The sequence below is a fragment of the Streptomyces sp. NPDC051636 genome, from assembly GCF_044453765.1.
GTDB lineage: Bacteria > Actinomycetota > Actinomycetes > Streptomycetales > Streptomycetaceae > Streptomyces.
The window spans coordinates 237940-261452 of the sequence record NZ_JBITDA010000005.1; the positions used below are offsets into that span (position 1 = coordinate 237940).

The 23513-nt window shown below is 70.6% G+C and carries 28 protein-coding genes, 1 tRNA gene and 1 pseudogene; 22 read left to right on the forward strand and 8 right to left on the reverse strand.

The genetic code is table 11. The annotated features are described in order from the left end of the window. Positions 1 to 6 precede the first annotated feature (6 nt). Together ACIBBH_RS12715 and ACIBBH_RS12720 are read right to left on the reverse strand one after the other, a co-directional pair. The gene (locus ACIBBH_RS12715; protein ID WP_399404251.1) at positions 7 to 4659 is read right to left on the reverse strand and encodes a PAS domain-containing protein; all 4653 of its coding nucleotides are present in this window, start codon (positions 4657 to 4659) and stop codon (positions 7 to 9) included. A 260-nt stretch (positions 4660 to 4919) separates the two neighbouring features. Further along, positions 4920 to 5417 carry an SSI family serine proteinase inhibitor gene (locus ACIBBH_RS12720; protein WP_399404252.1) on the reverse strand — a complete coding sequence of 166 codons (498 nt, stop codon included), beginning with the start codon at positions 5415 to 5417 and terminating at the stop codon, positions 4920 to 4922. Positions 5418 to 5604: 187 nt separating this feature from the next. On the opposite strand from ACIBBH_RS12720, the gene ACIBBH_RS12725 reads away from it, so the two are divergent. Beyond that, a tRNA-Ser gene (locus tag ACIBBH_RS12725) sits at positions 5605 to 5698 on the forward strand. 60 nt (positions 5699 to 5758) lie between these two features. On the opposite strand, the gene ACIBBH_RS12730 is transcribed toward ACIBBH_RS12725, so the two are convergent. Together ACIBBH_RS12730 and ACIBBH_RS12735 are read right to left on the reverse strand one after the other, a co-directional pair. Next, entirely contained in the window at positions 5759 to 7267 is a 1509-nt protein-coding gene (locus ACIBBH_RS12730) for a tyrosine-type recombinase/integrase (RefSeq protein ID WP_399404253.1), read from the reverse strand. Continuing rightward, positions 7264 to 7932 carry a helix-turn-helix domain-containing protein gene (locus ACIBBH_RS12735; RefSeq protein ID WP_399404254.1) on the reverse strand — a complete coding sequence of 223 codons (669 nt, stop codon included), beginning with the start codon at positions 7930 to 7932 and terminating at the stop codon, positions 7264 to 7266. The genes ACIBBH_RS12730 and ACIBBH_RS12735 overlap by 4 nt, the downstream gene beginning before the upstream one ends. Before the next feature lie 142 nt (positions 7933 to 8074). Between ACIBBH_RS12735 and ACIBBH_RS12740 the strand changes: the two genes are divergently transcribed. The 16 genes and pseudogenes from ACIBBH_RS12740 (at position 8075) to ACIBBH_RS12815 (ending at position 14970) form a co-directional block, all read left to right on the forward strand. Further along, complete coding sequence (locus tag ACIBBH_RS12740; protein WP_399404255.1) at positions 8075 to 8251, forward strand: helix-turn-helix transcriptional regulator; 177 nt, start codon at positions 8075 to 8077, stop codon at positions 8249 to 8251. Further along, on the forward strand, positions 8248 to 8604 hold the full coding sequence (locus ACIBBH_RS12745; protein ID WP_399404256.1) for a helix-turn-helix domain-containing protein: 357 nt from the start codon (positions 8248 to 8250) through the stop codon (positions 8602 to 8604). Before ACIBBH_RS12740 ends, ACIBBH_RS12745 begins: the two co-directional genes overlap by 4 nt. Before the next feature lie 131 nt (positions 8605 to 8735). Further along, a complete protein-coding gene (locus ACIBBH_RS12750) occupies positions 8736 to 9161 on the forward strand; it encodes a hypothetical protein (protein ID WP_399404257.1) in 426 nt (141 codons plus the stop codon). Next, positions 9158 to 9721, forward strand: coding sequence for a hypothetical protein (locus tag ACIBBH_RS12755; protein ID WP_399404258.1), 564 nt, complete (start codon positions 9158 to 9160; stop codon positions 9719 to 9721). Before ACIBBH_RS12750 ends, ACIBBH_RS12755 begins: the two co-directional genes overlap by 4 nt. Positions 9722 to 9886: 165 nt before the next feature. After that, the gene (locus ACIBBH_RS12760) at positions 9887 to 10378 is read left to right on the forward strand and encodes a DUF2742 domain-containing protein (protein ID WP_399404259.1); all 492 of its coding nucleotides are present in this window, start codon (positions 9887 to 9889) and stop codon (positions 10376 to 10378) included. 146 nt (positions 10379 to 10524) lie between these two features. After that, the gene (locus tag ACIBBH_RS12765) at positions 10525 to 11646 is read left to right on the forward strand and encodes an AAA family ATPase (RefSeq protein ID WP_399404260.1); all 1122 of its coding nucleotides are present in this window, start codon (positions 10525 to 10527) and stop codon (positions 11644 to 11646) included. A 160-nt stretch (positions 11647 to 11806) separates the two neighbouring features. After that, positions 11807 to 12181, forward strand: coding sequence for a hypothetical protein (locus ACIBBH_RS12770; RefSeq protein ID WP_399404261.1), 375 nt, complete (start codon positions 11807 to 11809; stop codon positions 12179 to 12181). After that, positions 12178 to 12612: a hypothetical protein gene (locus ACIBBH_RS12775; protein WP_399404262.1), complete on the forward strand. Its 435-nt coding sequence runs from the start codon at positions 12178 to 12180 to the stop codon at positions 12610 to 12612. The genes ACIBBH_RS12770 and ACIBBH_RS12775 overlap by 4 nt, the downstream gene beginning before the upstream one ends. 25 nt (positions 12613 to 12637) lie before the next feature. Continuing rightward, on the forward strand, positions 12638 to 12907 hold the full coding sequence (locus tag ACIBBH_RS12780) for a DUF6253 family protein (RefSeq protein WP_399404263.1): 270 nt from the start codon (positions 12638 to 12640) through the stop codon (positions 12905 to 12907). Beyond that, on the forward strand, positions 12904 to 13152 hold the full coding sequence (locus ACIBBH_RS12785) for a hypothetical protein (RefSeq protein WP_399404264.1): 249 nt from the start codon (positions 12904 to 12906) through the stop codon (positions 13150 to 13152). The genes ACIBBH_RS12780 and ACIBBH_RS12785 overlap by 4 nt, the downstream gene beginning before the upstream one ends. A gap of 35 nt (positions 13153 to 13187) precedes the next feature. Beyond that, positions 13188 to 13286 (forward strand): annotated as a pseudogene (locus ACIBBH_RS12790) (HGGxSTG domain-containing protein); the annotation flags it as partial. Positions 13287 to 13340: 54 nt separating this feature from the next. Further along, the gene (locus tag ACIBBH_RS12795; protein WP_399404393.1) at positions 13341 to 13727 is read left to right on the forward strand and encodes a hypothetical protein; all 387 of its coding nucleotides are present in this window, start codon (positions 13341 to 13343) and stop codon (positions 13725 to 13727) included. Then, positions 13727 to 13933: a hypothetical protein gene (locus ACIBBH_RS12800; protein WP_399404265.1), complete on the forward strand. Its 207-nt coding sequence runs from the start codon at positions 13727 to 13729 to the stop codon at positions 13931 to 13933. The genes ACIBBH_RS12795 and ACIBBH_RS12800 overlap by 1 nt, the downstream gene beginning before the upstream one ends. Further along, entirely contained in the window at positions 13930 to 14259 is a 330-nt protein-coding gene (locus ACIBBH_RS12805) for a hypothetical protein (protein WP_399404266.1), read from the forward strand. Before ACIBBH_RS12800 ends, ACIBBH_RS12805 begins: the two co-directional genes overlap by 4 nt. Continuing rightward, the gene (locus tag ACIBBH_RS12810) at positions 14256 to 14732 is read left to right on the forward strand and encodes a hypothetical protein (protein WP_399404267.1); all 477 of its coding nucleotides are present in this window, start codon (positions 14256 to 14258) and stop codon (positions 14730 to 14732) included. Before ACIBBH_RS12805 ends, ACIBBH_RS12810 begins: the two co-directional genes overlap by 4 nt. 10 nt (positions 14733 to 14742) lie before the next feature. After that, positions 14743 to 14970: a hypothetical protein gene (locus ACIBBH_RS12815; RefSeq protein WP_399404268.1), complete on the forward strand. Its 228-nt coding sequence runs from the start codon at positions 14743 to 14745 to the stop codon at positions 14968 to 14970. Between the two features lie 172 nt (positions 14971 to 15142). Here the strand turns inward: ACIBBH_RS12815 and ACIBBH_RS12820 are convergent, their stop codons facing one another. Next, positions 15143 to 15448: a helix-turn-helix domain-containing protein gene (locus tag ACIBBH_RS12820; RefSeq protein WP_399404269.1), complete on the reverse strand. Its 306-nt coding sequence runs from the start codon at positions 15446 to 15448 to the stop codon at positions 15143 to 15145. A gap of 214 nt (positions 15449 to 15662) precedes the next feature. Here ACIBBH_RS12820 and ACIBBH_RS12825 point away from each other — a divergent pair, with 214 nt between their 5' ends. From ACIBBH_RS12825 to ACIBBH_RS12835, 3 genes are read left to right on the forward strand one after another with little or no spacing between them, the layout of a single operon-like run. Further along, a complete protein-coding gene (locus ACIBBH_RS12825) occupies positions 15663 to 15890 on the forward strand; it encodes a helix-turn-helix transcriptional regulator (RefSeq protein WP_399404270.1) in 228 nt (75 codons plus the stop codon). Further along, on the forward strand, positions 15890 to 20221 hold the full coding sequence (locus ACIBBH_RS12830; RefSeq protein ID WP_399404271.1) for a hypothetical protein: 4332 nt from the start codon (positions 15890 to 15892) through the stop codon (positions 20219 to 20221). The genes ACIBBH_RS12825 and ACIBBH_RS12830 overlap by 1 nt, the downstream gene beginning before the upstream one ends. 29 nt (positions 20222 to 20250) lie before the next feature. Further along, a complete protein-coding gene (locus ACIBBH_RS12835) occupies positions 20251 to 20514 on the forward strand; it encodes a hypothetical protein (protein ID WP_399404272.1) in 264 nt (87 codons plus the stop codon). A gap of 188 nt (positions 20515 to 20702) precedes the next feature. Here ACIBBH_RS12835 and ACIBBH_RS12840 read toward each other — a convergent pair whose 3' ends face one another. Next, positions 20703 to 20903 (reverse strand): hypothetical protein, encoded by a 201-nt coding sequence (locus ACIBBH_RS12840; RefSeq protein ID WP_399404273.1) that lies wholly within the window; start codon positions 20901 to 20903, stop codon positions 20703 to 20705. After that, positions 20900 to 21283: a hypothetical protein gene (locus ACIBBH_RS12845; protein ID WP_399404274.1), complete on the reverse strand. Its 384-nt coding sequence runs from the start codon at positions 21281 to 21283 to the stop codon at positions 20900 to 20902. The genes ACIBBH_RS12840 and ACIBBH_RS12845 overlap by 4 nt, the downstream gene beginning before the upstream one ends. 163 nt (positions 21284 to 21446) lie before the next feature. On the opposite strand from ACIBBH_RS12845, the gene ACIBBH_RS12850 reads away from it, so the two are divergent. Continuing rightward, positions 21447 to 22298, forward strand: coding sequence for a helix-turn-helix domain-containing protein (locus ACIBBH_RS12850; protein ID WP_399404275.1), 852 nt, complete (start codon positions 21447 to 21449; stop codon positions 22296 to 22298). Between the two features lie 17 nt (positions 22299 to 22315). Further along, positions 22316 to 22870: a class IV adenylate cyclase gene (gene cyaB / locus ACIBBH_RS12855; protein ID WP_399404276.1), complete on the forward strand. Its 555-nt coding sequence runs from the start codon at positions 22316 to 22318 to the stop codon at positions 22868 to 22870. Positions 22871 to 22925: 55 nt separating this feature from the next. On the opposite strand, the gene ACIBBH_RS12860 is transcribed toward cyaB, so the two are convergent. Further along, positions 22926 to 23414 (reverse strand): hypothetical protein, encoded by a 489-nt coding sequence (locus tag ACIBBH_RS12860; RefSeq protein ID WP_399404277.1) that lies wholly within the window; start codon positions 23412 to 23414, stop codon positions 22926 to 22928. Between the last annotated feature and the right edge of the window lie 99 nt (positions 23415 to 23513).

The following is a 23513-nucleotide window of genomic DNA, read 5'->3' on the forward strand; positions in this document are numbered from 1 at the left end:
AGCCCGCTAGTTGGTGCCGATGCGCGCCAGCAGGTCCACGATCCGGGTCTGCACCTCGCTGCTGGTGGACCGCTCCGCGAGGAACAGCACGGTCTCGCCCGAGGCCAGCCGCGGCAGGTCGGCCTGGTCGACGGCGGCGGTGTAGACGACGAGCGGGGTGCGGTTGAGCTGCCCGTTCGCGCGCAGCCAGTCCACGATCCCGGCCCGGCGCCGGTGTACCTGCATCAGGTCCATCACGACCAGGTTCGGCCTGAGCTGTCCGGCCAGCGTCACCGCGTCCGCGTCACTCGCGGCCCGCGCGACCTGCATCCCGCGCCGCTCCAGCGTCGCCGTCAGGGCCAGCGCGATCTCCGCGTGCTCCTCGATGAGGAGCACCCGCGGCGGGTGCTGCTCGCTGTCGCGCGGGGCGAGGGCCTTCAGCAGGACGGCGGGATCGGCGCCGTACGCCGCCTCGCGCGTCGCCTGCCCGAGCCCGGCCGTGACCAGCACCGGAACCTCGGCCGCGACCGCCGCCTGCCGCAGCGACTGGAGCGCCGTACGGGTGATCGGCCCGGTCAGCGGGTCCACGAACAGCGCGGCGGGGAAGGCCGCGATCTGCGCGTCGACCTCCTCGCGCGAGTGCACGATGACGGGCCGGTACCCGCGGTCGCTGAGCGCCTGCTGCGTGGTGACGTCGGGCGCGGGCCACACCAGCAGCCGGCGCGGGTTGTCCAGCGGCTCCGGCGGCAGCTCGTCGTCCAGCGGCTGCGGACGCGGGGTGTCCGCGACCTCGACCGCCCCGCCCGGACCGTCCAGCGGCTCGGGTCCCTCGGCGGCGTTCTCGTCCGGGGCGCCTATGGCGTACGACCGTCCGGCGCCCTCCGTGGCCGGGGCGAGCCGGGACTGCCCGGCCAGGGACGGCTGCGCGGGCGGTTGAACCGGCGGCTGCGCCGGCGGCTGCAGCGGTGCCTGCTCGGCGGGCGGATGCGGACGGGCACTCTGCTCGGGGCGCTGTTCCGGGCGCGTGGCCGGGTCGGGGGGCGTGCCCAGCTTGCGGCGCCGGCCGGAACCGCCCGGCTGGTGCGGGGGCGGCGTGGCCGTCGGCTGCTGCACCTGCGCGGCCTGCCTGCTGAACGGCACGCCCTGCCCCAGCGTCCGCACGCTGAACGCCTGCCCCTGCGTCGAGTTCGTGTCGACCGGCGCCCCGCCCGCTTCAGCGGGCAACGGCTGCGCGGCGGCCCGGGGCTGCGCGGCGGCGTGCTCCGGGGGGAGGGGGGTGCCGGAGGCCGGGGTGGCGGTGCCGTTCGGCGGTACGGCGGCGGGGGCGCCGGAGGTGTCTTCGGCAGCGGGCCAGGGCTGGGGGGCGGGCGTGCCGCCGGGCGGGGTCGCGGTGGGGGCGCCCGAGGGAGTGCCCGTGGGAGTGCCCGTGGCCGGGGTCGGGTGGGCCGCCGGGGCCTGGCCGACCGGGGGAAGCTGACCCGGGGTGGGCTGAGCGGGCGCGGTCTGAGCAGGCGTGGCGCCGGCTGCCAGGGCCTGGCCGGGAACCGTCTCCGCGGGCAGCGGCTGGGCGGCGGGGAGCTGCCCGGAGTTCTGCGCGGGGACCGCCGCGGCGGTGGGGGCGCCCGAGGGTGTGGCCGTGGGAGTGCCCGTGGCCGGGGTCGGCTGGGCCGCCGGTGCCTGGGCGGGTACGGCCTGGGCGGCCGTGACCGGCTGACCGGGAGCGACCTGCGCCGGGACCGTCTGACCGAGGCCCGCCGGAACCGCTACGGGCTGACCGGGGGCCACCTGGACCGAGCTCCCCGGCGCCGGAGCCACCTGCGCACCCTGGCCGACAGTGCCCTGCGCGGGTACGGCGACACCGGGCTGGGCCTGCTGACCGGGGACGGCCTGGGCCGGGACCCCCTGCGCGGGCGTACCGGTGGCCGCCGCCGGCTGTTGCGGCTGCTGCTGGGCCACGGCCCTGCGGCGGCGGCCCGTCGGCGCGCTGGTGGGATGCGGCTGGGGCGGGGTGTGGTCCTCGGCCTGGTCGTGCGCGACGGCGTCGTGCCGCCCCTCGTCGACGGGCATGCCGGCCGCAACGGGAGCCGGGCCACCCGGAACGGGACCCGCGCCCGCCGGAACCGGCCCTGGCGCACCCGCCGGAACGGGACCCGCACCGGCCGGAACCGGCCCCGGCGCCCCCGCGCCCGGCCCCTGCGCCTGTCCCGGCACCTGCTCCGCGACCTGCGGCTGCTCCACGGCCTGCGCCTGCCCCGGAACCTGCATCTGGCCGGGCACCTGCCCCACGGCCTGCGCCTGCCCCGGAACCGGCACCAACCCCTGCGCCTCCGGCGCGCCCGCCGGCCGGTCCGCCTCGGCGGGCGGCAGGGCGAAGACCGTACGGCCGCCCGCCTCCTGCGCGGCGGCACGCTCCGCGGCGGCGGCCAGGGCACGCCGACGGCGCCCGGTCGGCTGCGCGGCCTCGGCCGCCACGCCGGACTCGGGGCCGGACTGGGCACCGGCCGCGGGCAGGGCGGCCGGCAGGGCCTGCGGTTCCCCGCCGTCGCGCCGGGCGCGACGTCCACCGGGCGCGGGCACGCCCTGCGGCGGTACGGTCCCGCCGAGGCCGGTGTTCGAGGCGGCGGTCCCCGCGGCATGTTCGGCCGCGGTCACGACGGCACCCTCGGCGATCCCCTGGCCACCGGCACCGGCACCGGCACCGGCGTCCTCGGCGGGCCGTCCCCGGCGCCGCCCGGTGCCGCCGGAGACCTCCGTGCTCTCGACCGCGGCCTGCGCCGCCACCTGCGCCGACTCCTCGACCGCACGCCTGCGGCGTCGCCCGGTCGGCGTGGGCGTCTCCGCCCCGTCACCGCCGGACCCGGCCGGAACCTCGCTCTCCAGGAAGGCGTCCGTGGAGGCCCGCCGGGCCCGCCGCCGCCCGCCACCGGAGGTGTGCTCGCCGGTCTCCTCGTCGGCGGCCGAACCGCCGAACAGGGCCACCTCGGCACCAGGACCCGGAACCTGGGCGGGAACGGCCCCCGCCCCACCCCCGATCGGCACCTCGAGCACGTACGCACTGCCGCTCATCCCCGGCACCTCGTGCGTCTGCAGCACACCACCGTGCGCCCGCACGATCCCGCGGACGATCGGCTCGTGCACCGGGTCGCCCCCGGCGTACGGCCCGCGCACCTCGATCCGTACGACCTCACCGCGCTGCGCCGCCGCCACCACGACGGTGTTGTCCATGTAACCGCCCGCCGAGACGGGCGCGTTGCCGGTCGCGTCGACACCGGCGACGTCCGCGACCAGGTGCGCGAGCGCGGTCGCGAGCCGCTGCGGGTCGACCTCGGCCTCGATGGGCGGCGCGTGCACGGCGAACTGCACCCGCCCCGGTCCGATCAGCTCGACGGCCCCGTCGACACCGGCCGCGACGACCGAGTCGAGCATCACCTTCGAACGGACGACGTCCTCCGTGCCCGCGTCGAGCTGCTGGTAGCCGAGGACGTTGTCGATGAGCTGGGTGATGCGCGAGTAGCCGGCGGAGAGGTGGTGCAGCACCTGGTTGGCCTCGGGCCACAGCTGCCCCGCGTCGTCCGCGGCGAGCGCGGCCAGCTCGCGGCGCAGCTCGTCCAGCGGCCCGCGCAGGGAACGCCCTAGCAGGGTGAGCAGCTGCTCGTGCCGCCCGGCCAGCGCCTCGTAGCGGTCCTTCTCCCGCTCCCCGAGCGCGGCGTACCGCTCCTCGCCGGCCGCCAGCTCCTCCGCGTGCCGCTCGCGCAGCTCCTCGAGCTCGGTGACGTGCTCCTGGCGCAGCGCGGTCAGGTCGGAGGCGTGCTCCTCGGAGAGCCGCTCCAGCTTCTCGGCGTGCGCCTTCTCCAGGGCCGCCTTCTCCTCGGCGAGCGCGTCGTACGGCCGCCGGTCGGTGAAGGTCATCACCGCGCCGACCAGCTGATCACCGTCGCGTACGGGCGCGGTGGTGAGGTCGACCGAGACCTTGTCCCCGGCCTTGGACCACAGCACCTGCCCGCGCACCCGGTGCTTGCGTCCGGAGCGCAGGGTGTCGGCGAGCGCCGACTCGTCGTACGGGAAGGGCGAGCCGTCGGCGCGCGAGTGCAGTACGAGGGTGTGCAGCTCCTTGCCGCCGAGTTCGCTGGCCCGGTAGCCCAGTATCTGGGCGGCGGCCGGGTTGACGAGGACGATCCGCCCGTCGGTGTCGGTGCCCACGACACCTTCCGCCGCGGCCCGCAGGATCATCTCGGTCTGCCGCTGCGAGCGGGCCAGCTCCGCCTCGGTGTCCACGGTCCCCGACAGGTCCCGCACGACGAGCATCAGCAACTCGTCACCGGTGTAGCCGTAACCGTCGTAGGCCTGCTGCCCGTTCTCGAGATTCGCACTGGTGACCTCGACCGGGAACTCACTCCCGTCGGTCCGCCGAGCGATCATCCGCGTCGGCTTGGTGCGTCCCCGCGGGTCCATGTGGTCGGGCCGCCGCATGGAGCCCGGGATGAGCCGGGAGTCGAAGTCCGGCAGCAGATCCAGCAGCCCGCGCCCCACCAGAGCCGTCCCCGGGGCCTCGAAGGCCTCGAGCGCGATGGTGTTGGCGTTGACGACGGTCCCATTGGCGTTGACCAGCACCAATGCGTCGGGCAGCGCGTCCAGTATGGCTGCGAGGCGAGCAGCGCCTCGGGATGGCCTGCTGCTCACGAGACGCTTCCTCCCTGTTACCGCACCTTGCCGACCGCTCGGGCCATCTTGCCAACCGGCCCGCGACGTGTCACGCGAGGGAGTCTAAGCGCAGCGGTTGCGCTCGCGACGCCGGATGAGAGGGAGGTCGCACGACGAAGTGACGGGGAACATGTGAGCGTGCGCCTGGGCTCGCGCTTTGGTGTTCCCCTCGGTACGCGAGACCTTCGCATGACCTTTACGGGACTGGGGATTCCGCCATGAAACGCCCGTGCGCCGCCCTAGGCACGCGGCTCGGGCAGGAGAGGGACGAGCCGGTCCCACCGCGCGATCTCGCACCCGTTGCTCCGGTCGTACGTCGCGTCCACCGGCCGCCCGGCCCAGGTCCCCGTCACACGGGCGGTGGCCGGCCCCCCGTACAGCATGGTGCACACACTGTCCGGCGCCACCGGCGCGAAGGCGTCCCGCCCCCAGCGCGTGTTCCGGTCCAGCACCCGGCACGCACCGCCCACGTCCGGGTGGCTGCCGCCTCCTGGATGACAGGACACCTGGTACGTCCCGTCCCGGCCGCCGCCCGCGTTGCGGACGGTGACGGTGAGGTGGTCGCCCGGCGCGGAGGCCCGTGCGGGAGGGGACGCCGAGGCGGCGGCGAGAGCGGGTGCGGCGGCCACGGCGGTGAGGGAGGCGATGGCGGCGGTGACGGTGGCGGCGACGGCGGCGCCGGGCACCCGACGGCTCGCCACGCTTGCCCCGCCCACTCGCGAGATGAGGATCGACATGCCCTGCCCAACGCGCCGCCCGCCCGGACGTTGCGCCACCGGCCCCGGCCGCCCCCCGCCGCCGACACGAAAGGGCTTTGCCCTGCGGCCCGCCTGCCTAGTACCGTGGACGTCGATTGGTGACACCACGCTCGACTGTGTCATCATCTGCACGCACCACTCGCGCGCTCGCGGGAGCGGTTGTGCTGGAGGCGTCGCCTAGTCCGGTCTATGGCGCCGCACTGCTAATGCGGTTTGGGTCTTAAAGCCCATCGAGGGTTCAAATCCCTCCGCCTCCGCCATCTGACCAGGGAGTTCGGCCCGTAGCGGCTGGGCTCCCTGAGTCGCGTTCTGAGCCACTTTCAGCCCCCAGATGGCACGGTGTTGGCACCAACCGCCGAAAGGCGGTTCTGGCGCGGGATGAAGGCGGCGATGCGGCGCGTAGCATCCTCCGCCATCTCCTCGGCGACGACCGCGTAGATGTCCATCGTGAAGGACACCGAGGCGTGCCCGAGGATCTCGCTGACGAACTTGATCGGCACCCCAGCGGCGAGCAGCATCGTCGCCGCACCGTGACGCAGATCATGGAAGCGGATCGGCGGAAGCGCCATCCGCAGGGCCACCTCGACGGCGGCCTCGGCCGTCCGGTACTTCCGGGCGATCCGCTCGACGCTCCACCCCTCGGCGGCCTTCGCGCGGATGTTCGCGTGCCGTTCCAGCAGGATCCGGAAGCGGCTGGAGAGGTAGTCGTCCTTCAGGGCGCGGCCGTCCTCGTACGTGAAGACTCGGCCGGAGTCCTGGTACGCCGCTCCCCACGCCATCCGCTCTTCCAGCTTGTGCTTGTGCCAGGCCTTGAGGACGCGCACGGTCTCGTCGTCGAGAGGGATCTGCCGGTAGCCGGCCTCGGTCTTGGTGTCGTCCAGGTCGTCGTCCGACTGCGACTGCAGGACGTGCAGCCGCTTCCGGGTAAGGCTGAGGTCTTTCTCCTCCGCGCCGACCAGCTCGCCGCGGCGCGGCCCGTAGTACGCGTCCAGGTGGAAGGCGGGGTACAGGCGCTCGCCGGAGGCCTCAGCGAAGTCGAGGAACGCGCCCGTCTGGTCGGACGTCCACACCATCACCTTGGCGGGGACGACGCCGTTCTCCTCCCACGCCTCGACCCGCTCGGAGGTCCACAGCAGCGGCCTGGCCCGGCCGGACTTCCGCTTGCCACCCTTCGACCGCCAGACCCCGTCGGCCGGGTTGTCCGGCCGGATCTTGGACAGCTTGACGGCGTCGTTGAGGGCGCCGGTGAGGACGGCGTGCACGCGCCTGATGCGGCCCTCGCTGATCGGGCGGGTGTGAAGTCGGCGGCCGTCCCGCATGGCGCGGGCGTCCTTCAGGCGGCGCAGGATCTCGCTCCTGTCGCCCTGCTCCTCCGGCCGGTTCAACTTCCGCATTGCGGCGTACAGCTCGCGCAGGTGTTCGTCGGTGAGGTCGACGACCTTGATGTGCCCGAGGCCCGGCTTCCCGTACAGGTCGATGGCCTCGCGTTCGGCGTCCAGCGTCGACTTCTTCAGGCCCTCGCCGGTCTCGGCCTCCGACTTCCGCCAGGCGTAGCGGCGCTCGAGGTACTCGCCGAACGTCGTCTTCCGCTCGTCGTGCGCCTTTGGCTGGGCGGCCGTGCCGAGCACCTTGGCCAGCTCGGCCTTGCACTCGCGCTCGGTGTCGAAGGGGCCGATGCGTGGCTGCCGGCGCTTCCCGTCCGCGGATTTGGGAGCCTCGTACCTGCTGTACCAGCCGCCGTGGCCCTTCTTGGGCAGGTTGGGGCACTTCTTGCCGAGGAGCCGTTTGGTCTCCGGGTCTCGACACGAGCATGCCTTGTAGGGCTTCAACTCTCGTCCTCCTCTTCGGGGAGTGGCGTGTACTGCGGCGTGTCCTGGCTGGCCTCGATGTAGGCCAGCTCAGGGATGAGGCCTGGCGGTGTGAGCCCGCGGCGGCGCATCTGCTGGCGGACCTCTTGGAGGGACTCGCCAAGCTGGTGCAGTGACTGGCTGGCCAGCTGGACGATGTGCGAGTCCGGGGCCGTGCCCATCGTGGCGAGCATCTCTTGCAACTGCCGGTTGCTGCGCTGCCAGTCGGCGACGAGCTGGTCGTGCCGGCGAAACAGCCGGACGGGCGCGGCGCTCTGCTCGACCGTGTCACTCGGCTGGTCGCCGGGCAGCTGCGGAGTCTCGCCGGTGAACCACTTCAGCGCGGCCCAGGTATCGACGACCTTGTCGGGCAGCACCTCGGTCGTCTCCTGCAGCCCAATGGGGAACAGCAATTGGACGGGCGGGACCTCAAGGATCCGGGCGATGACGAGCACCTCCACCAGGCTCAGCGCTGGCCGGCGGCCACCTTCGAAGTTGGCGAGCACTGAGCGCTTCATCGGCACCCCGTACTCGTCCGTGCAGATGTCTGCGAGCCGCTGGACGCTGATGCCTCGTTCGAGCCGAACCTTCCGCACCTGCTGAGCGATGGCCTGCACTAGGCGGGCCTTCCACTCTTCTGCCTCCACGCGCACCCGCTTTCATCGTCGTGACCGTTTGCTGAGATGACGATAGCGGGGATGGTTGACACCTTCCACCCCCTCGTGCACCCTTGTTCGTGTGGAAAACGAATCCGCCGAAGTTCGGCATCTCAGCGAACGGGATGCGGGGATGACCCGGCGTGAGTACGCCGCACTCGCCCGCGTCCACCCGGACACCATCAAGCGCTGGGCACGCGCCGGCATCGGCCCCCAGCCGCGCCGGATCGGCCCGCGACTCGTGCGCTACGACCGCAGCGAGGTCCTCGCCTACCTGCAGATCCCGACGGCCAAGGCGTCCGCGTCGTGAGCGCCTGGACCCGCGAGGCCATCGAGGCACTCGGGCCCGTGACGGACGTGCCGACCGTGGCCGCGATCCTCGGCGTCAACAAGGACACGGTCTACGCGGCGATCCGCCGAGGGGAGTGGACCGCGACGCGCGTGCTCTCGCTCGGCCGGAAGATCAAGATTCCGACCCGGGACCTGATCGCAACTTTGTACGGGGTCGAGGCGCCGCCGGTGCCCACGTACCAGGAAATCCCGGCCGTGCCGCACCAGTGCCAACACCCCGCATCGCCGCAGGTCAAGGCCATGCAATCGCAGTCTCAATGCGGTTGCAGGGTCGACGGTGCGGCAGCGATTTACCCCCTTCGAGGGGCATGAAAGCGGCCCCCATCAGACCGCCGGTGTTCCCGCACCAGCGCGACGGGGGCCTATCCGATCCATCACACGCCGAAGCCCCGGCGAGACCTCTCACAGCCGACCGGGGCTCCAACAGAACGGATGTCTTCACTATGGCACAGCACCTGAGCATCCCGGCCGTCGACTTCACGCCGACCGGCCGCGCCCTGCCGTACATCCCCGCGCAGCCGAGCGAGCGCCCCGAGAACGTCGTCGCGGCCAACGCCTGCCCCGTCTTCAGTGACTGCGAGGACGTCGAGCCGGGCCACTACGACCACTACTCCCACAGCCTCAAGGTCACCGAGGACGACGGCGTCACCCCGGTCATCACCGCCGGCATGGCCGCCCTGTCCGGCGAGGTCCACGCCGAAGACCACCACGCGGTCATCTACGTGCACAACGCCGAGTTCACCGACGCCGCCTCGGTCCACGCGAAGACCGCCGAGATCCGCCGGATGCTCGACCAGGTCGACGCCATGGCCACCCGAGTCTTCGCCGACCACAAGGCCCGCACGGAGCAGAAGGCGGCACAGGCATGAGCAACCCGACCCGCACCGTCTCAGGCGCCCACCCGTACCGGCCCCAGTGCGTCATCGCCTCGGCCCGCGAGATCTACACGAACGCCTTCGAGACGGACCTCCACCCCGCGATCCCCGAGCTGGCCGTCCAGTGCGCCGAGCGCATCACGACCGCCATCGACGCGGGTGTCTGCCCCCGCTGCTCCGACCCGCTCCACCCCAACCCGGCCCCGGACGGGTGGCAGCCAGCCGGATCCCGGGCAACGACCTGCCGGTGCATCCCCGTCTGCGAGACCTGCGCCGGATGGGTGGAGCCCTCCATCGGGGTCCTCGCCGTCACCGGTTGGCCGACCGACGCAGACGACGGCGAAGACCTCACCCGCAAGGAGATCGAGGTCGACCAGGTCCAGCAGGCCAAGGCCAACTGCACGGTCGGCGTCCTGGAGACGGGGCCCGGTGGGACGGTCCTCGTCACCACGGAGGGCGCGACACCGTTCGAGGTCCAGTTCCGTCCGCACCCCGGCGGCTGGCTGGAGTTCGGCTACGACGACTCCGCGGACGAGGTGGAGCGCCGTACGTGACCAGCCGTCCCGACCGCCGTGTACCCCGCCCGCTCGTGGCCGGGCGGGGGCACGGCACCCCGCCTCTGAGCATGGCAAACCCCTGACCACCGCGAGGCCGCTCCCACCAGGGAGAGAGAGCAAGCCAACCCGCACCGGCCGCGCCCTCGCGAAAGACGGCACGAAGTGATCCAACACAACAGGGCCCCGGAAACCCGGAGCCCTGCGCAAAAGACCGCGACGCCCAACCGCGGCACCACCAGCGTAGCGAGCACCACCGACACCGACCCGGTAGCGCTGTGGGCGTCGAGCGCCGTAACCCAGCTCCTCGACGGCCAGGGGGACCCGCCCAAGTACGGGTCCCCCGCCTGGCGTCAACTGCCCAGCACCGACCCCCGCCGGGCCGCCGCGGTCATCACCGCCGCCGAATCTTGGCGGAAGTTCGGGGACGAGGAAGAACTGATGACCTGGTTCCGCGACGCAGCTCGCGGCCGCGAGTCGCTGGCGAACAGGCCGACGATCGCCGAGCTCAACGCCCTCGCCAAACCGCTGCCGCCTCGCCCCGTGCAGGCGTCTGCAGGATGGCCGGCCGTGGCGATCCCAGGCAGGCCCGGCTGGTACCGGCACCTCGTCGACGGCGAGCAGGTCGACCTGCAGAACAGGCAGGCGGCTGCATGAACGATGCCGACGCCTTCATGCAGGCGCTGGGTCAAGGAGTGGAGTACTGCGTCCATCCCGCGAAGGACGGCGGGGTCTGCGGCCTCGCGGCAGCGACCCACCGCGATGGCGTCCTCGGGCACGACTTCCTACTCCCGCTGAGCGCCGTGCCCTGGCCGGAGGAAGCCGAGCAGGATGGCGCACGGCAGAGTGCGCCGGAGCAGTCGCGCCGGTCGTGGCGCGGTCAGGACCTGTCGCCGTTCGTGAACGGCACGTTCAAGCCCGCAGTTCCCTCTGTGGGAGCCCGTGTCGACGGCGTTGGGGTGCTGTACCCGGGGCGTATGAGCACGGTTGCCGCAGAGTCCGAGGCGGGCAAGACGTGGTTCGCGTTGATTCTCGTACTGCAGGAACTCAACCGCGGCAACCACGTGGTCTACCTGGACTTCGAGGACGAGGCGGCCGGGGTCATCGGCCGCCTCCTGCCGATGGGTGCGGCGATTGACGACCTGCTCGAGCGGTTCCACTACATCCGCCCGGAGGAGCCCCTCAACGTCGTAGACCTGGCGGACCTCACCGAAGTGCTGCAGCTCGGTCCCACGCTCGCCGTGGTCGACGGCGTCACCGAAGGCATGTCGTTGCACGGCCTGAACATCAACGACAACAAGGACGTCGCGGTGTTCGGCCGGCGAGTGCTGCGCCCCCTCCAGGATGCGGGCCCGGCGGTGCTGACGCTGGACCACGTGGTGAAGTCGGCGGACAACCGAGGCCGGTACGCGATCGGCGGCGTGCACAAGCTCAACGGACTCAACGGCGTGATGTACCTGATGGAGAACGTCAAGCCGTTCGGTATCGGCGTCAAGGGCATCTCCCGGATCCGCATCGCTAAGGACCGGCCGGGACAGCTTCGTAGGGAGGCGCTGCCGCACAAGTCGGGGCTGTTCTGGTTCGCAGACCTGGTGGTGGATGCAACAGAGGCGGGCCTTATCGAGGCCGTGCTGTACCCGCCCATTCAGTCCGATGACACTCCGACCGAGGCGAGCGCCGAGGAGGCGCAGAAGGCCAAGGCGGAGGCGGACATCAAGGAGCGCGCCGAGGCGGTGATCGCCGTGCTCTCGAAGGCCGCCGAGCCGCTCAGTAAGACGTCCATCGAAGAGCTGGTGGAAGGCCGAGCGAGCGTCACTCGTCGGGCGCTTACCCGCCTGGTCCACGAAGGGCGCGTGGAGGTCACGACGGGGCCGAGGAACGCCGTTCTCCACCGCGTGGCGAAGGAGGCGGCAGATGATCAGTGACCCCGTCCCGACCCCGTCCCGCGCAGTAGTAACTAGCGACCGAGCGCAGCAATGTGTGCAGGTCAGCAGCTTGCCGACCCCGTCCCGGCGATCTTGGGACGCCATTCCTGATCTGACTGCCCATCACGGGACGGGGTCACGCCACCTCCCATCTGCGGTTATGCGTAATTCAGCGACCCCGTCCCACCCCGTCCCGACCCCGTCCCGGACGGAGTCAGCGACCCCGTCCCCCGTCCCGTCCCCTTATAGGGACGGGGACGGCGTCGCGAGCCCCACCGGCCACACGCCGACCGAAGACCTCAGTGCAGAGCCTGAATTCCGTCGCATCGCTGCCGTCCTCGTAGGCGAGCACGGCTGGAACCAGGCAACCCTGATCGCCACCGCACTCCGCGGCTACGTCTACAACCGACCCGACCCCGGCCCGTACCGCGACGAAGCAGAGACCCTCTACCGCCGACTCGGCTGGGAGCAATCCGCACTCCTCGCCTCCTGGTTCCGCGACTCCCGCAACTGGCCCAAGGGACGTGCAGCATGACCAGCCACGTCGAGCAGCAGATACAGGCCCGCATCGCGGCGGTCCGCCGTCGAGCGGCCGAGGAGCAGCGGCGCCGGCAGGAACTGGCCGAGGCCCGACAGCACGGCCTGGCCGCACGACACGCACAGAAGCTCAATCGCCAGGCATCTCGCACTGACACCCCCAAGGAGATCCACATGGCCAGCAACCTTCCTCAGACCCGTCGCGCAGCGATGGAGCTGACCATCCACCAGCTGCAGAGCCCCAACACCCCCGACGTCTATGAGGTCCTCAACCGGCTCTGCCCCGGCGGCGTCCATGACCTGCTGCCCCTGACCGTGCACCTTGCCGAAGCCGCTGGCGAACTCCTGGCCCGCGAGTGCGGAAGCAAGGAGGCTGCGATCGAGTCGCTTACCGAGCAGATCACCAAAGTCGCCTCGACATCCCGCTGAGCCCCCTGAACACCTCGGAGAACCCATGTCTGACCTCATCCCCGCAACCGGCTACATCGCCGTCTTCACCGGCATCGCCCCGGACGGCCAAACCATCTACCACCACCGCCCACTGATCGCCTGGACCGTCGGCGAGGACGGCCACCTCGTCGGCCAGTACGTCAACGGACAAGGAAGGACCGCCGTCGCCAGCAACGTCCCGAACTTCCACCGGTACATGACCGAGGACGAATGGGCGGTCTTCAGCCTCAGCCAGTACCGCCTCCCCCGCCCGATTGGAACGGACACCCCATGACCACTGAGTACGAGGCCATCAAAGCCGGAGCGAAGGAAGCCGTCACCGAATGGCTGCAGACCCCCTCCGGCCGCGACGCCATCGAGGCCGGCGTGAAGTCCGCAGTCCTCGACTGGTTCGAACTGTCCGCAACGGGCCAGGCCCAAATCCCGTGGGCCACCGAGCGCGCCGTCACCGCCTGGCTCGACGGCAACAAGGGCGCCCTGGCGCACGCCATCGCCGGACCGGGAAGGACTGGGCAGTGACTGACTCCATGGGTCTCACGGGACCCAGCCCGTCCATGGGTCCTCGCTGCTCAGCCCGGCGCAGCAACGGGGAGCCCTGTAAGAACCGTCCGATGCGGGGGCAGGCGGTGTGCCGTAAGCACGGTGGTGCGTCGCCGCAGGCTCGTGCGGCTGCGGAGCGTCGGCAGCTTGAGGTCGAGGCGAGGGCGTTGCTGGCCGAGCTGGACGTCGATCCGGTCGGTGATCCGTTGGCTGGTCTGCTGAAGCTGGCGGGTCAGGTGCTGGCGTGGCAGGAGGCGACGGCCAGCCTGGTCAACAGCTTGGAGTCGGTCAGGTACAGGGCCGCGAATGGTGCGGAGCAGTTGCGTGCCGAGGTCGCTTTGTACGAGCGGGCGATGGATCGGGCGGCGAACGTCCTCTCTGCGATCGCCAGGTTGGGCATCGAGGAGCGGTTGGCGCGGGTGACGGAGCAGCAGGCGGAGGCCGTGATCGGTGCGATCGAGGCCGGTCTGGCTGCGGCTGGTGTTCCGGGGGAGCGGATGGCGGATGCGCGTCGTGCGGTCGCCCGGCATCTGCGGCTGGTGGAGGCCTCGTGATGGACGACGTGCTGAACACCGCGGCGAACTGGCTGGAGCACGGGAAGCCCGGCGAGCGCCGGGATCTTGGCGCCCCGATTTGGTCTGCGGGCGGGGTGCAGGCTGTTGAGCGGCAGGACCCTGACGCCTACCGGCTGAGCTTGGTGACGGCGGCCTCGGTGCTGACGTACGAGGTAGTCGGCATCGAGGGCGGGTGGCTGAGGTGAGCGGCATGTTCGGCGCGGCAGCCGATTGGCTTGAGTTCGGCCGGCCGGTCGAGGGTGAGCCGATGTGCGTGCATCACGGCCCGGTCTGTGAGCTGGGCGCCCGCCCGTTCGACGAGCTGTATCTGCTCGTGCACGAGGCCCACCGGAGCGCGGGTAAGCCAGTGCCGCCGTTGGACGAGCACCGCCCGATGACGCTGGCTGAGCGGGCCCAGTACTGGCGGGAGTACGAGGAAGCGCTGGCCGAGGCCAAGGCGCGCAACGACCAGCTGGAAGCCGCAATCCGCGGTGACCAGCCACTCACGAACAACGACATGGAGGAATCATGAGGACCGACTTCCACGGCACCCCGGCCGAGGCGTGTGTCCCCGGCGACCGCACCCACCACTTCCGTATGCCGCGCGACCGCTCGACGGTCCCGCCGAAGACGCTCGCGGCGCTGGATGCGGTGCAGGAAGCCGTGAAGACGGCGAGCACCGCCAACAGCCCGAAGGCGCAGCGGGAGGCGGGCGAGGCCGTGCGGACTGCGGTGGGCGACCTGTACGACCGGGCCGAGTCCACGAGCCGTGCGGACGCTGAGCACCACCGCGAGGGATACGCGTACGCGCGGGCCAGGTTCACGCGGGCGCTCGGCGAGGCGCAGGCCGCGCTGCAGGCGATGGCTGACCATGCGCAGCAGTACGCGAATCCGGCCGGGGTCGGCTTCCCGGCGGATCCGCAGGCCAAGTCCCCCACGGTCGTGCAGCTGCATCTGATCGATGACGCGCTGGTCAACATGCCGACCGCGCCCGAGCTGGGCTGAGGGAGGGGCGATGGAGCGGAAGACGAGGACGCGACGGCCGACGGCCGCGGAGCGGCTGGCCGCGCGAGCGCTGGGCAGGCCGGAGCCGGAGGAGGTCAGCGAGGACGTGACGCCGTCGGCTGCGTTGCACGCGGAGCGGTTGACGGCGCCTCGTGAGTCGGCGAAGCCGCGCGGCATGCAGACGGCAGACTGGTATGCCCTCCGCGCTCGGGGGGAGGAGTGCCCGCCCGCGGCCTGATATTCATCGCGTGCTGATTTGTGCCCGGTCGTCGTCACGGCGACCGGGCACAGTCGTGTCCGGAGGCCTCACAGATCAAACCTCTAACCGCATCAGGTATGCGGTGTGTGGGCTTTGACCTGCGCTGTTACCGGTGTGATGGCACGTACTTGGCACACGTCTCGACGTCGCGTCATGCGTGGCGAGTGCCGGTGCGCTGGGTGCCGCGGCGGGTCCGCAGGACCGCATCGTCGACGGCCACCGCGCCCACGACTGCCGCCTGCCACGGGTCGAGACCGAGGACGCTGGCGAGCCTGTCGGCGATGGTGGCCGAGGGCGGCCGGTGTTCTTCTTCGAGGCCCTGAACGGTGCCGGCCGAGGCGAGCAGTGCGGCGCCGAGGGCTCGCCGGGAGAGGCCAGCGTCGACGCGGGCGTTGCGGAGCATGACGCCGAACCCCTGCGGCAGCGGTGCCCAGCGCGGTGAGTGAGTGGATGCCATGCCACACAGCATCCATGCGACGAAGAATCGAAGGCAAGAGGTGATTCGAACCTTCGATTCAAAGGGGAAGTGGAGTATGGTTCCAAACAGGCGGCGCACCCAACGCCGTCGCAGGTCGATGAATCACAGGCGTGATGCCCGAGCGTGATGCTCACCGTGATCTGAGCTGCGGCCTGGTTTCCCAATGCCAGCCCTCCGCACCCCGGGAACCGCCATGGCTCGCCGCTTCTCTGGCCACCAACTCCGCACCGCCCGTCGCCGCGCCGGCCTGTCCGTGCACCAGGTCGCGCACCGTGTCGGGCGTACCTGCTGGAGCGTGTACGCGTACGAACGCGGCGCCGCACAGCCGCCGATCGAGGTAGCCGACGCGCTGGCCGACGTCGTCGGCACCTCGCTCAACGACCTCCTCGCCGACGATGGCGTGAAGGCGGTGGCCGTCTGATGGCCGGGGCATTCCGCATCGCCGAGGGCTATGTCGAGGTCACGGCCGACGAGTCCGGCTACGACCGCGCCATGGACCGGCTGAAGTCCAAGCGGAACACGGTCAAGATCGGGCTGGAGCTCGACGACACGGCAGCGCTGGCCAGGCTGCGGCAGTTCGCCGACCAGCACTCCCGCACCGTACTGAAAGCCCTTCTGGACGCCGAGCTGACCGAGACGTCCGTACGCCGGGTTACCGCGAAGCTGGACCGGCTGACCGCGGACCGTGTGGTGAACATCCGCGCCGCCGTGGACACGCGGGTGGCGGCTGACGAGATCCGTAATCTCACTCAGAGGCGCACCGTCCGGATCGGGATCGATGTCGATACCCGCGTTGCAGCGGATTCCCTGGCGAACCTGACCCGCCGCCGCATGATGACGGTGCAGGCCCGGGCCGACACCACAGACGCGGCAAACGCTCTCCGGTTCCTCACCCGCGACCGCACGGTGAACGTGGGCGTTGGCGCCGGTGGCGCCGCCTCGGTGGCGCTGTTGTCGTCCCGTATCAGCGGCCTTGTCGCGGCTGCCCTCGCCTCACTGCCGACGCTCGTATCGCTGGGCCAGTCGATGGCCGCGATGGGCCCGGCCGCCGCAGTAGCGGTGCCCGCGGTCCTGTCTCTGGGTAGCGCGTTCGCCGCGATCAAGATCGGTACATCGGGCATTGGAGCCGCCTTCCAACAGGCGTTCGCGCCGGCCACCGCGAGTGCGGGTAAAGCCACATCATCGCTTCGGCAGGTGGAGAACGCTGAGCGGTCTTTGGCGAAAGCCCAGCAGGGTGTGAAGGACGCCGAAGTCCGCGCGGCGGAGGCCCGCGTGCAGGCCGCCCGGCAGATCGAGGATGCCCAGCGCAACCTGAAGAACACGGTGCAGGACGTCGCGGACGCTAACCGGCGTGCGGCCGAGCAGGTGGCGCAGGCGGAGCAGGACCTCGCCGACGCGCAGCGCAAGGCGAAGCAGGCCCAGGAGGACCTGACGGCCGCCAGGAAGGACGCCGCCCGCCAGCTCGAGGACCTCGCGAACCAGCAGAAGGACGCCGAACTCGACCGCCGTGAGGGGATGCTGCGAGTACAGGATGCGCAGGAGGAACTCAACAAGGTCCTCGCCGACCCGAAGGCAACCCAGGAGCAGCGGGACGAAGCCCAGCTCACCTACGACCAGGCCGTCCAGAACCTGAACGAGATCGAACTCAGGCAGAAGCGGCTCGCCGAGGACGCCGACGCGGCGAACAAAGCGGGTGTCGAAGGCTCCAAGCAGGTCAAGGACGCGAAGCAAGAGGTAGCCGACGCCAACCAGGATGTCGCCGACAAGACCCGCGAACTGAAGGACGCCGAGACCGAGCAGGCCCGCACTGCGCAGGAAGGCGCGGAGCGGGTTGCCAAGGCGGAGCGGGACGTAGCGGACGCCCGGGCTGCCGCGACCAAGGCCGCGGTGGACGGGGCCCGGCAGGTCCGGGACGCTCAGGAAGCTGTCGCGGACGCGGCCCGCAGCGTGGCCGAGGCGCAGACAGCGGGGGCGCAGGCCACGAGCAAGACAGCCAACGCCATGGCCAAGCTCGCACCGAGTGCCCGCGAGTTCGTGAAGGCCGTCGTCGCTCAGGCCGGCGCCTGGCGCGCGCTGAAGCTCGACGTGCAAGAGCGACTGTTCAAGGGCCTCGGGCAGGCGTTCACCGGCATGGCCACGGCCGCGCTGCCGTCACTCCACGATGGGCTCGTCGGTACTGCCGGCGTGCTCAACACGATGGCCAAGAACGCCATGAGCGCCGTCACCGAACTCGGCAAGACCGGGATGCTGCGGCAGCTATTCGACGGCCTCAACAAGGGCTTGGAGCCTTTGTCGAAGGTGCCCGCGCAGTTCATCACGGGGCTCACGCAGATCGGGATCGCTGCGTCCCCGGCGTTCGAGCGGCTCACAACGGCTGCGGCCGGGGCGTCCGATCGGATCTCCAAGAAGATCACCGACGCGTTCAAGTCGGGACGCCTTGAGAAAGCCATCGACCACGCCGTGGACCTGGCCAAGCAGTTCGGCAAGGTCATCGCGGACGCGTTCGGGACGCTCCGCAACATCATGGACGCGGCCTCGCTGGGGGGCTTGAACGCGCTCACCACGCTCGGCGACGCCTTCGCGGAGTTGCGTCGGGTCACCGGACTGTCGGAGATGCAAGACGCCCTCGGCTCGATCTTCGGGTCCCTGCATACGATCGCGTCGGCCCTCATTGACGTCGTTGGCGCAGCCCTTGAAAACTTGATCCCGATCGCTGCGCCGTTCGTGTCGATGATCGCGGGGATCGCCGACAAGGTGGCGGGCCCCCTGACGTCGTTCTTCCAGTTCCTGGGGGATCATCAGACGCTGGTCGGGGCGATCGCCTCGGGCATCCTCGCGATCGTCACCGGGATGAAGCTCTGGGAGCTGGCCACGGCTGCGGTCGCCACGGTGCAGGGGATCCTGAACGCGGTGATGGCGGCGAACCCGATTGGTGTCATCGTGCTCGCCCTGGTCGGTCTGGGGGCTGCGTTCGCCTACGCGTGGACGCATTCTGAGACGTTCCGCGACACCGTCAAGGGCGTCTGGGACACGGTGATGGGGTTCTTCGCTGGCGCGTGGGATCTGCTCGATCGGTACATCGTGAAGCCGTTCCAGCGGCTGTATGACGTCCTCGTCGGGCATTCGATCATCCCCGACCTGGTGCGGGCGATCGTCAGCTGGTTCACGTCGCTGTGGAACTCGACGAAGGCGATCTTCTCGGGGCTGAAGAAGTGGGTCGTCGATACGTGGAACAGCCTGTGGGGCAGCGTCCGCTCGAAGTGGAACAGCTTCTGGGGCGGCTTGAAGAGCTCGGTGTCCGGCTCGTGGAAGTGGTTCAAGGACAGCGTGTCCGGTCTGAAGTCGTCGATCATTGGCACCTGGAACAGCCTGTGGACCGGCGCCCGTGACAAAATGTCGTCGATCTTCGGGACGATCCGGGGGAAGATCAGCGACTTCAAGTCGGCGATGAAGACCGCGTTCTCCACGCTCCGGGACAGCCTGGGAACGATCTGGGACGGCATCAAATCGAAGATCGCCTCACCCGTTCGATTCGTCGTGAACACCGTTTACAACAACGGCATCCGCAAAATGTGGAACGCCATCGCCGGAAAGATCAGCTCAAAAATCACCCTGCCCACGATCAGCCTCGGCTTCAACCGCGGTGGCGTCGTCCCCGGCTCAGGCAACACCGACACCGTGCCCGCCATGCTCACCCCCGGCGAACGCATACTCTCCAAGCAGCAAGTCGCCAGGCTCGGCGGCCACCGAGGCATTGACGCCATGCTCGGCCAGGACAAGCCCACCCGCACCGGCGGCAACCCCAGCAGGCAACAAGAACGGCGCCGCGAGCAGGCCGGAGGGCAGCACTTCGCGTCCGGTGGCATCGTCGGCACGGTCACATCCGGTATCGGCAACGTCATCGGCGGCGCCTACGACTGGGCGAAAGACCTCGTCATCGGCGGACTCAAGGCCGCCGCGCAAAAGGCCATCAACTCCCTTGTCCGGCCGCTCATCAACCAGATCCCTGGCAGCGGCGTCGGCAGCCTCATGCGCGGCCTGGCAAACAAAGCCCTGTCCGGGATGCTCGGCTGGTTCGGCAACGAGGACAAGAAAGCCGTCGGCGGCCCGGCAGTGCAGCGGGCCCTCGCGTGGGCCAAGAGCCAGGGCGGCAAGCCATACCAGTGGGCCGGAAACGGCAACCCGTCCTGGGACTGCTCCGGGTTCATGTCCGCGATCGAGTCCGTCATCCGCGGTGAGCGGCCGCACCGCCGGTGGGCGACCGGCTCGTTCGTCGGGAACTCCGGCCCGTCCGGCTGGGTCCGGAACCTGAACTCACCCTTCATGATCGGTATCACGAACGCGGGCGTAGGCCACACCGCGGGCACGCTGGCCGGGGTGAATGTGGAGTCCAGCGGCGGCGCCGGCGTCCACTACGGCAAGACGGCCCGCGGCTACAACGACGCCCTCTTCACTTCCCGGTGGGGTTTCGCACCGGCCGCGAAGTACGACAGTGGCGGCCTGCTCGCTGAGGGCGCCACGATGGTCGTCAACGGCACCAAGCGACCCGAGCGGATCCTTACGCCCTCGCAGAACGAGCTGTTCGAGCAGCTGGTCCGCAGTGGCGGCGGGACAGGCGTGACTGTCACCTTCGGCGACGTCGTCATCCACGACGCCAACCTGACGACTCCCAGCGACCGCAAGCGCGTGGTCAACACGCTGCTCCGGGACATCAAGGAAGGCTTGCGCCAGTTCGACAGGGCGCGCGCCTGATGGGCACCCCGCCTGTACTGAGGTGGGCGGTGCCCTGGCCCAGCAGCGGCGAGGCAGGCCAGCGCATCGCCTGCCCACAGTGCGACGCCACGCATCCGCTGGTCGTCGCCATGGACCTGGACGCCGCCGACAGTCAAGAACCATCGTGGCTCACCTGCCCGAACCAGCACACATGGGCCGAGGCAGCCCTGCCACAGTCCATGCCGGCGCTGCTCTTTGCCGCCATACTCGATGCCGAACCAGGCCTCTTCGCACACCTCGACGAGCTGCGCCGCGAGTACGGAGACGACTGAGGCACCCGCCCGCCCTTGCCGCCTGGGGAGCGCATTGGGCGGACGGGCACCGTCTAGAGCGGCCGCCCCCGACGGGGGGGCGGAGACGGCCGCCCGTTCTCCAGCGCTGACCCACGCCCATCGCCGTCAGGCAGGCCGCTGGAGACCTGTCCACGCCCGGCGCTATCGGCGCGCGCCAGGCGTGGCGTCTACTCGAACCACTCGGTACCCGCAGCGTCCGTGGGAGACGTTCGACCGTTGTAGTAGTCGACGTGCTGCCGGTCGGTGTGCGGCGGCCTGGTGCAGTGCGCCCGCCCGCCGGGGTGCTCGAGCCAGCAGTACCCGGCCGCGCGGCCGCCCGACTGCGCAGCCTCCATCGCCCGCGTCACCGTGTCCCGCCTCCGGCTCACCGACGGCACTCCCTCACGAGTCGCACGAGTGCCAGCCCGGTGTCGCACTGGCTGAAGTCGTCGACGCACTGCTCACAGGACCCGGTGTGCTCCTGGAGGGCGGTCATGGCTTGTCGGCGGACGCAGGGTCGGCAGGCGCGCGGGAACCAGCGCATCCCCACCCGGGAGGTCGAGCCCTTCAGTAGGCTCGTCTGCTCGCCGAGGTCGACGGCCGTCTCGATGCTCAGCGGCTCCGCGCCCCACACGCAGGCTGCGCCGCGGGTCTTCTCGTCGGCCAGCCCGTCCAACGGCGGCAGCGCCAGCAGTTCGAGGACCTCGGGCGCAATGTCTGCCGGCGGGCGCTCTGCCGTTGGGGCGTCCTGGGCGGTACGGTGCGCCATGTCGACTCCTAACCAGTCGGCCAGCCCCGGGGCCGTTCGCGCGGTCGCCGGGGTTTTCATGTCTGGTCAGGCTGGTGTGACTGACGGTGTCGGCACGATCCCCCGACGGTAATCTCACTGTGAGATGGTTTCCCATCTCGCTCGTGGATACGGGGAGCGCACCATGCCGAGCTCGCTGCAGCCGATCGAACTGCCCGACTGGGCATGGGAGCGCGCCGAGGTACGCCAGGCCTTACGCGCACGGGACATCGGGGCCGTGTTCCGGCACGTGCAGCAATACGCCGGCGCCAGTCAGACCCGCATCGCCACGGCCGCGGGCATGACGCAGGCCCGCGTCAACGAGATCATCAACGGGCGTCGCGAGGTGTCCCGCCTCGACGTGTACGAGCGGATCGCCGACGGCCTCAACATGCCCGACGACGCCCGCCACCTCCTCGGCCTCGCGGCCAGCAGAGAGAAGCGTTCCGGCGGGGCCGCATTCGACCTTGCCGCCTTCCCCGAGGTGGTGCGGGTGTACGCGGCGCAGAACTCGGCGGCCGAGGAGATCCGGCAACAGGCCCGCGAAGCCGCGGAGTTGGACGTCCTCGCGGTCCGCGGGCTCGGGCTGATCGGCTTGAACGACAGCCTTCTACGCGCTTGCCTGCCGCGCGATCAGGACGGCAAGGGGCTACGACTCCGGGTCGCTCTCCTCGACCCCGACAGCGCCGCTCTGGCGCAGCGGGCTGCCGAGATCGGCGAGTCGCCTGAGTCCCTCGCCGGTGGCGTCAGGCTGGCGGAAGCGCGGCTGCGGGAACTCGCCGACTCCTGCGACATCAGCGTCTGGCGGTACCGGATGCTGCCCACCTGGCGGCTCATCCGTACAGACTCCACCATGTTCGTCGGCGCCTTCGACTCAGGCTGGGAGGGCCACGAGTCGGCGACGTACAAGGTGATGGCGACACCGCACGGGCCCCTGTACCGGGGGTTTCGGAGGATGTTCGAGGCGGTCATTGCCGGGGCGCAGCAGACGGTCTGACGAGAGGGGAACGGTTCGTGATCGAGGCGGAGCTGAAGGCCCGCGTGCACTCGCCCGAGGCCGTCATGCGGCTGCTCGACGAGCGTGCCGAGGCCCGGGTCGAGGTGTACCGGGACACCTATTACGACCGGCCGGACGGGTCGCTGGAGAAGGACGACCAGGAACTGCGGGTGCGCACGGTGCACGGCGCGGACAGCACCCGCACCGTCCTGACGTTCAAGGACGCCGCGGTCGACGAGGCGTCCGGGTCGAAGCCCGAGCACGAGACGCGCGTCGAGGACGCGGACGCGGCGCACGCGATCCTGCACGGCCTCGGGCACGTGCCAGTGATCGCGTTCGAGAAGCGGTGCCGGAACTACGAGTTCGAGGCGCACGGCCGCCAGATGCTGGCCACGCTGGTCCGGGTGCCAGAGATTGACGGGACGTTCCTAGAGGTGGAGACGCTCGTCGACGAGGGCGAGGTGAGCGCGGCCCTGGAGGACATCCGCGCGGTCCTCGCCGACTTGGGCATTGGGCCGGAGGACCTGACGCGGGAGACGTACACGGGCGCGGTCGCAGCGCAGCGGTGCTGACGCAGACATACGGAAACCCCCAGCACGGCCGACACAGCCGCACCGGGGGCCTCTGCTACTCCCCGCCCTGCTCGCTGGCTAGCTGCGCGGCGAGGGCGTTGAACGCGTTGACGTACTGGTTCGCGGCGCGCAGCGTGGAGTTCTCGGGCGTCACGTTGTAGGTCCGCGCTGCACCGTTGCCGAACGTCACATTGATGACGGCAGCGCCCTTGTTCTTCCGGCCGGTGACCGCCGCGGAGGCCCCCATCGTCACGGCGCCGGCAGCGAGGCGTGTCGCCGTCCACCCCTTGTGCGCTCCGGCGTTCACGAACTCCGCTTGCCCGCCGAGGATCGGACCGAGGGAGGTCTCTCCGAACTTGGAGGAGGGCCACGAGCGCATCATCGCCGCGGTGTTCATGGTGGACTCTGCAGGGTGGGCGCGCCGCCACTCCTTCAGGGCTTCTTTCTCGGCCTGGCGGGTGGCCGCAGCCTCTTCGCGGAGTCGGCGCTTCTCTGCCCGCTGCGCTTCCTTCTCGGCGGCTCTTTGCGGGTCACGCTTGAACATGGTGTCCCCCCATGGACGTCGTACTTGGGAGGGCATCATGCGCCTGGTCATGCGAGGGTGCGGGCGATATGGCTGTCTTGTAACCCGGATGGGTGGCGG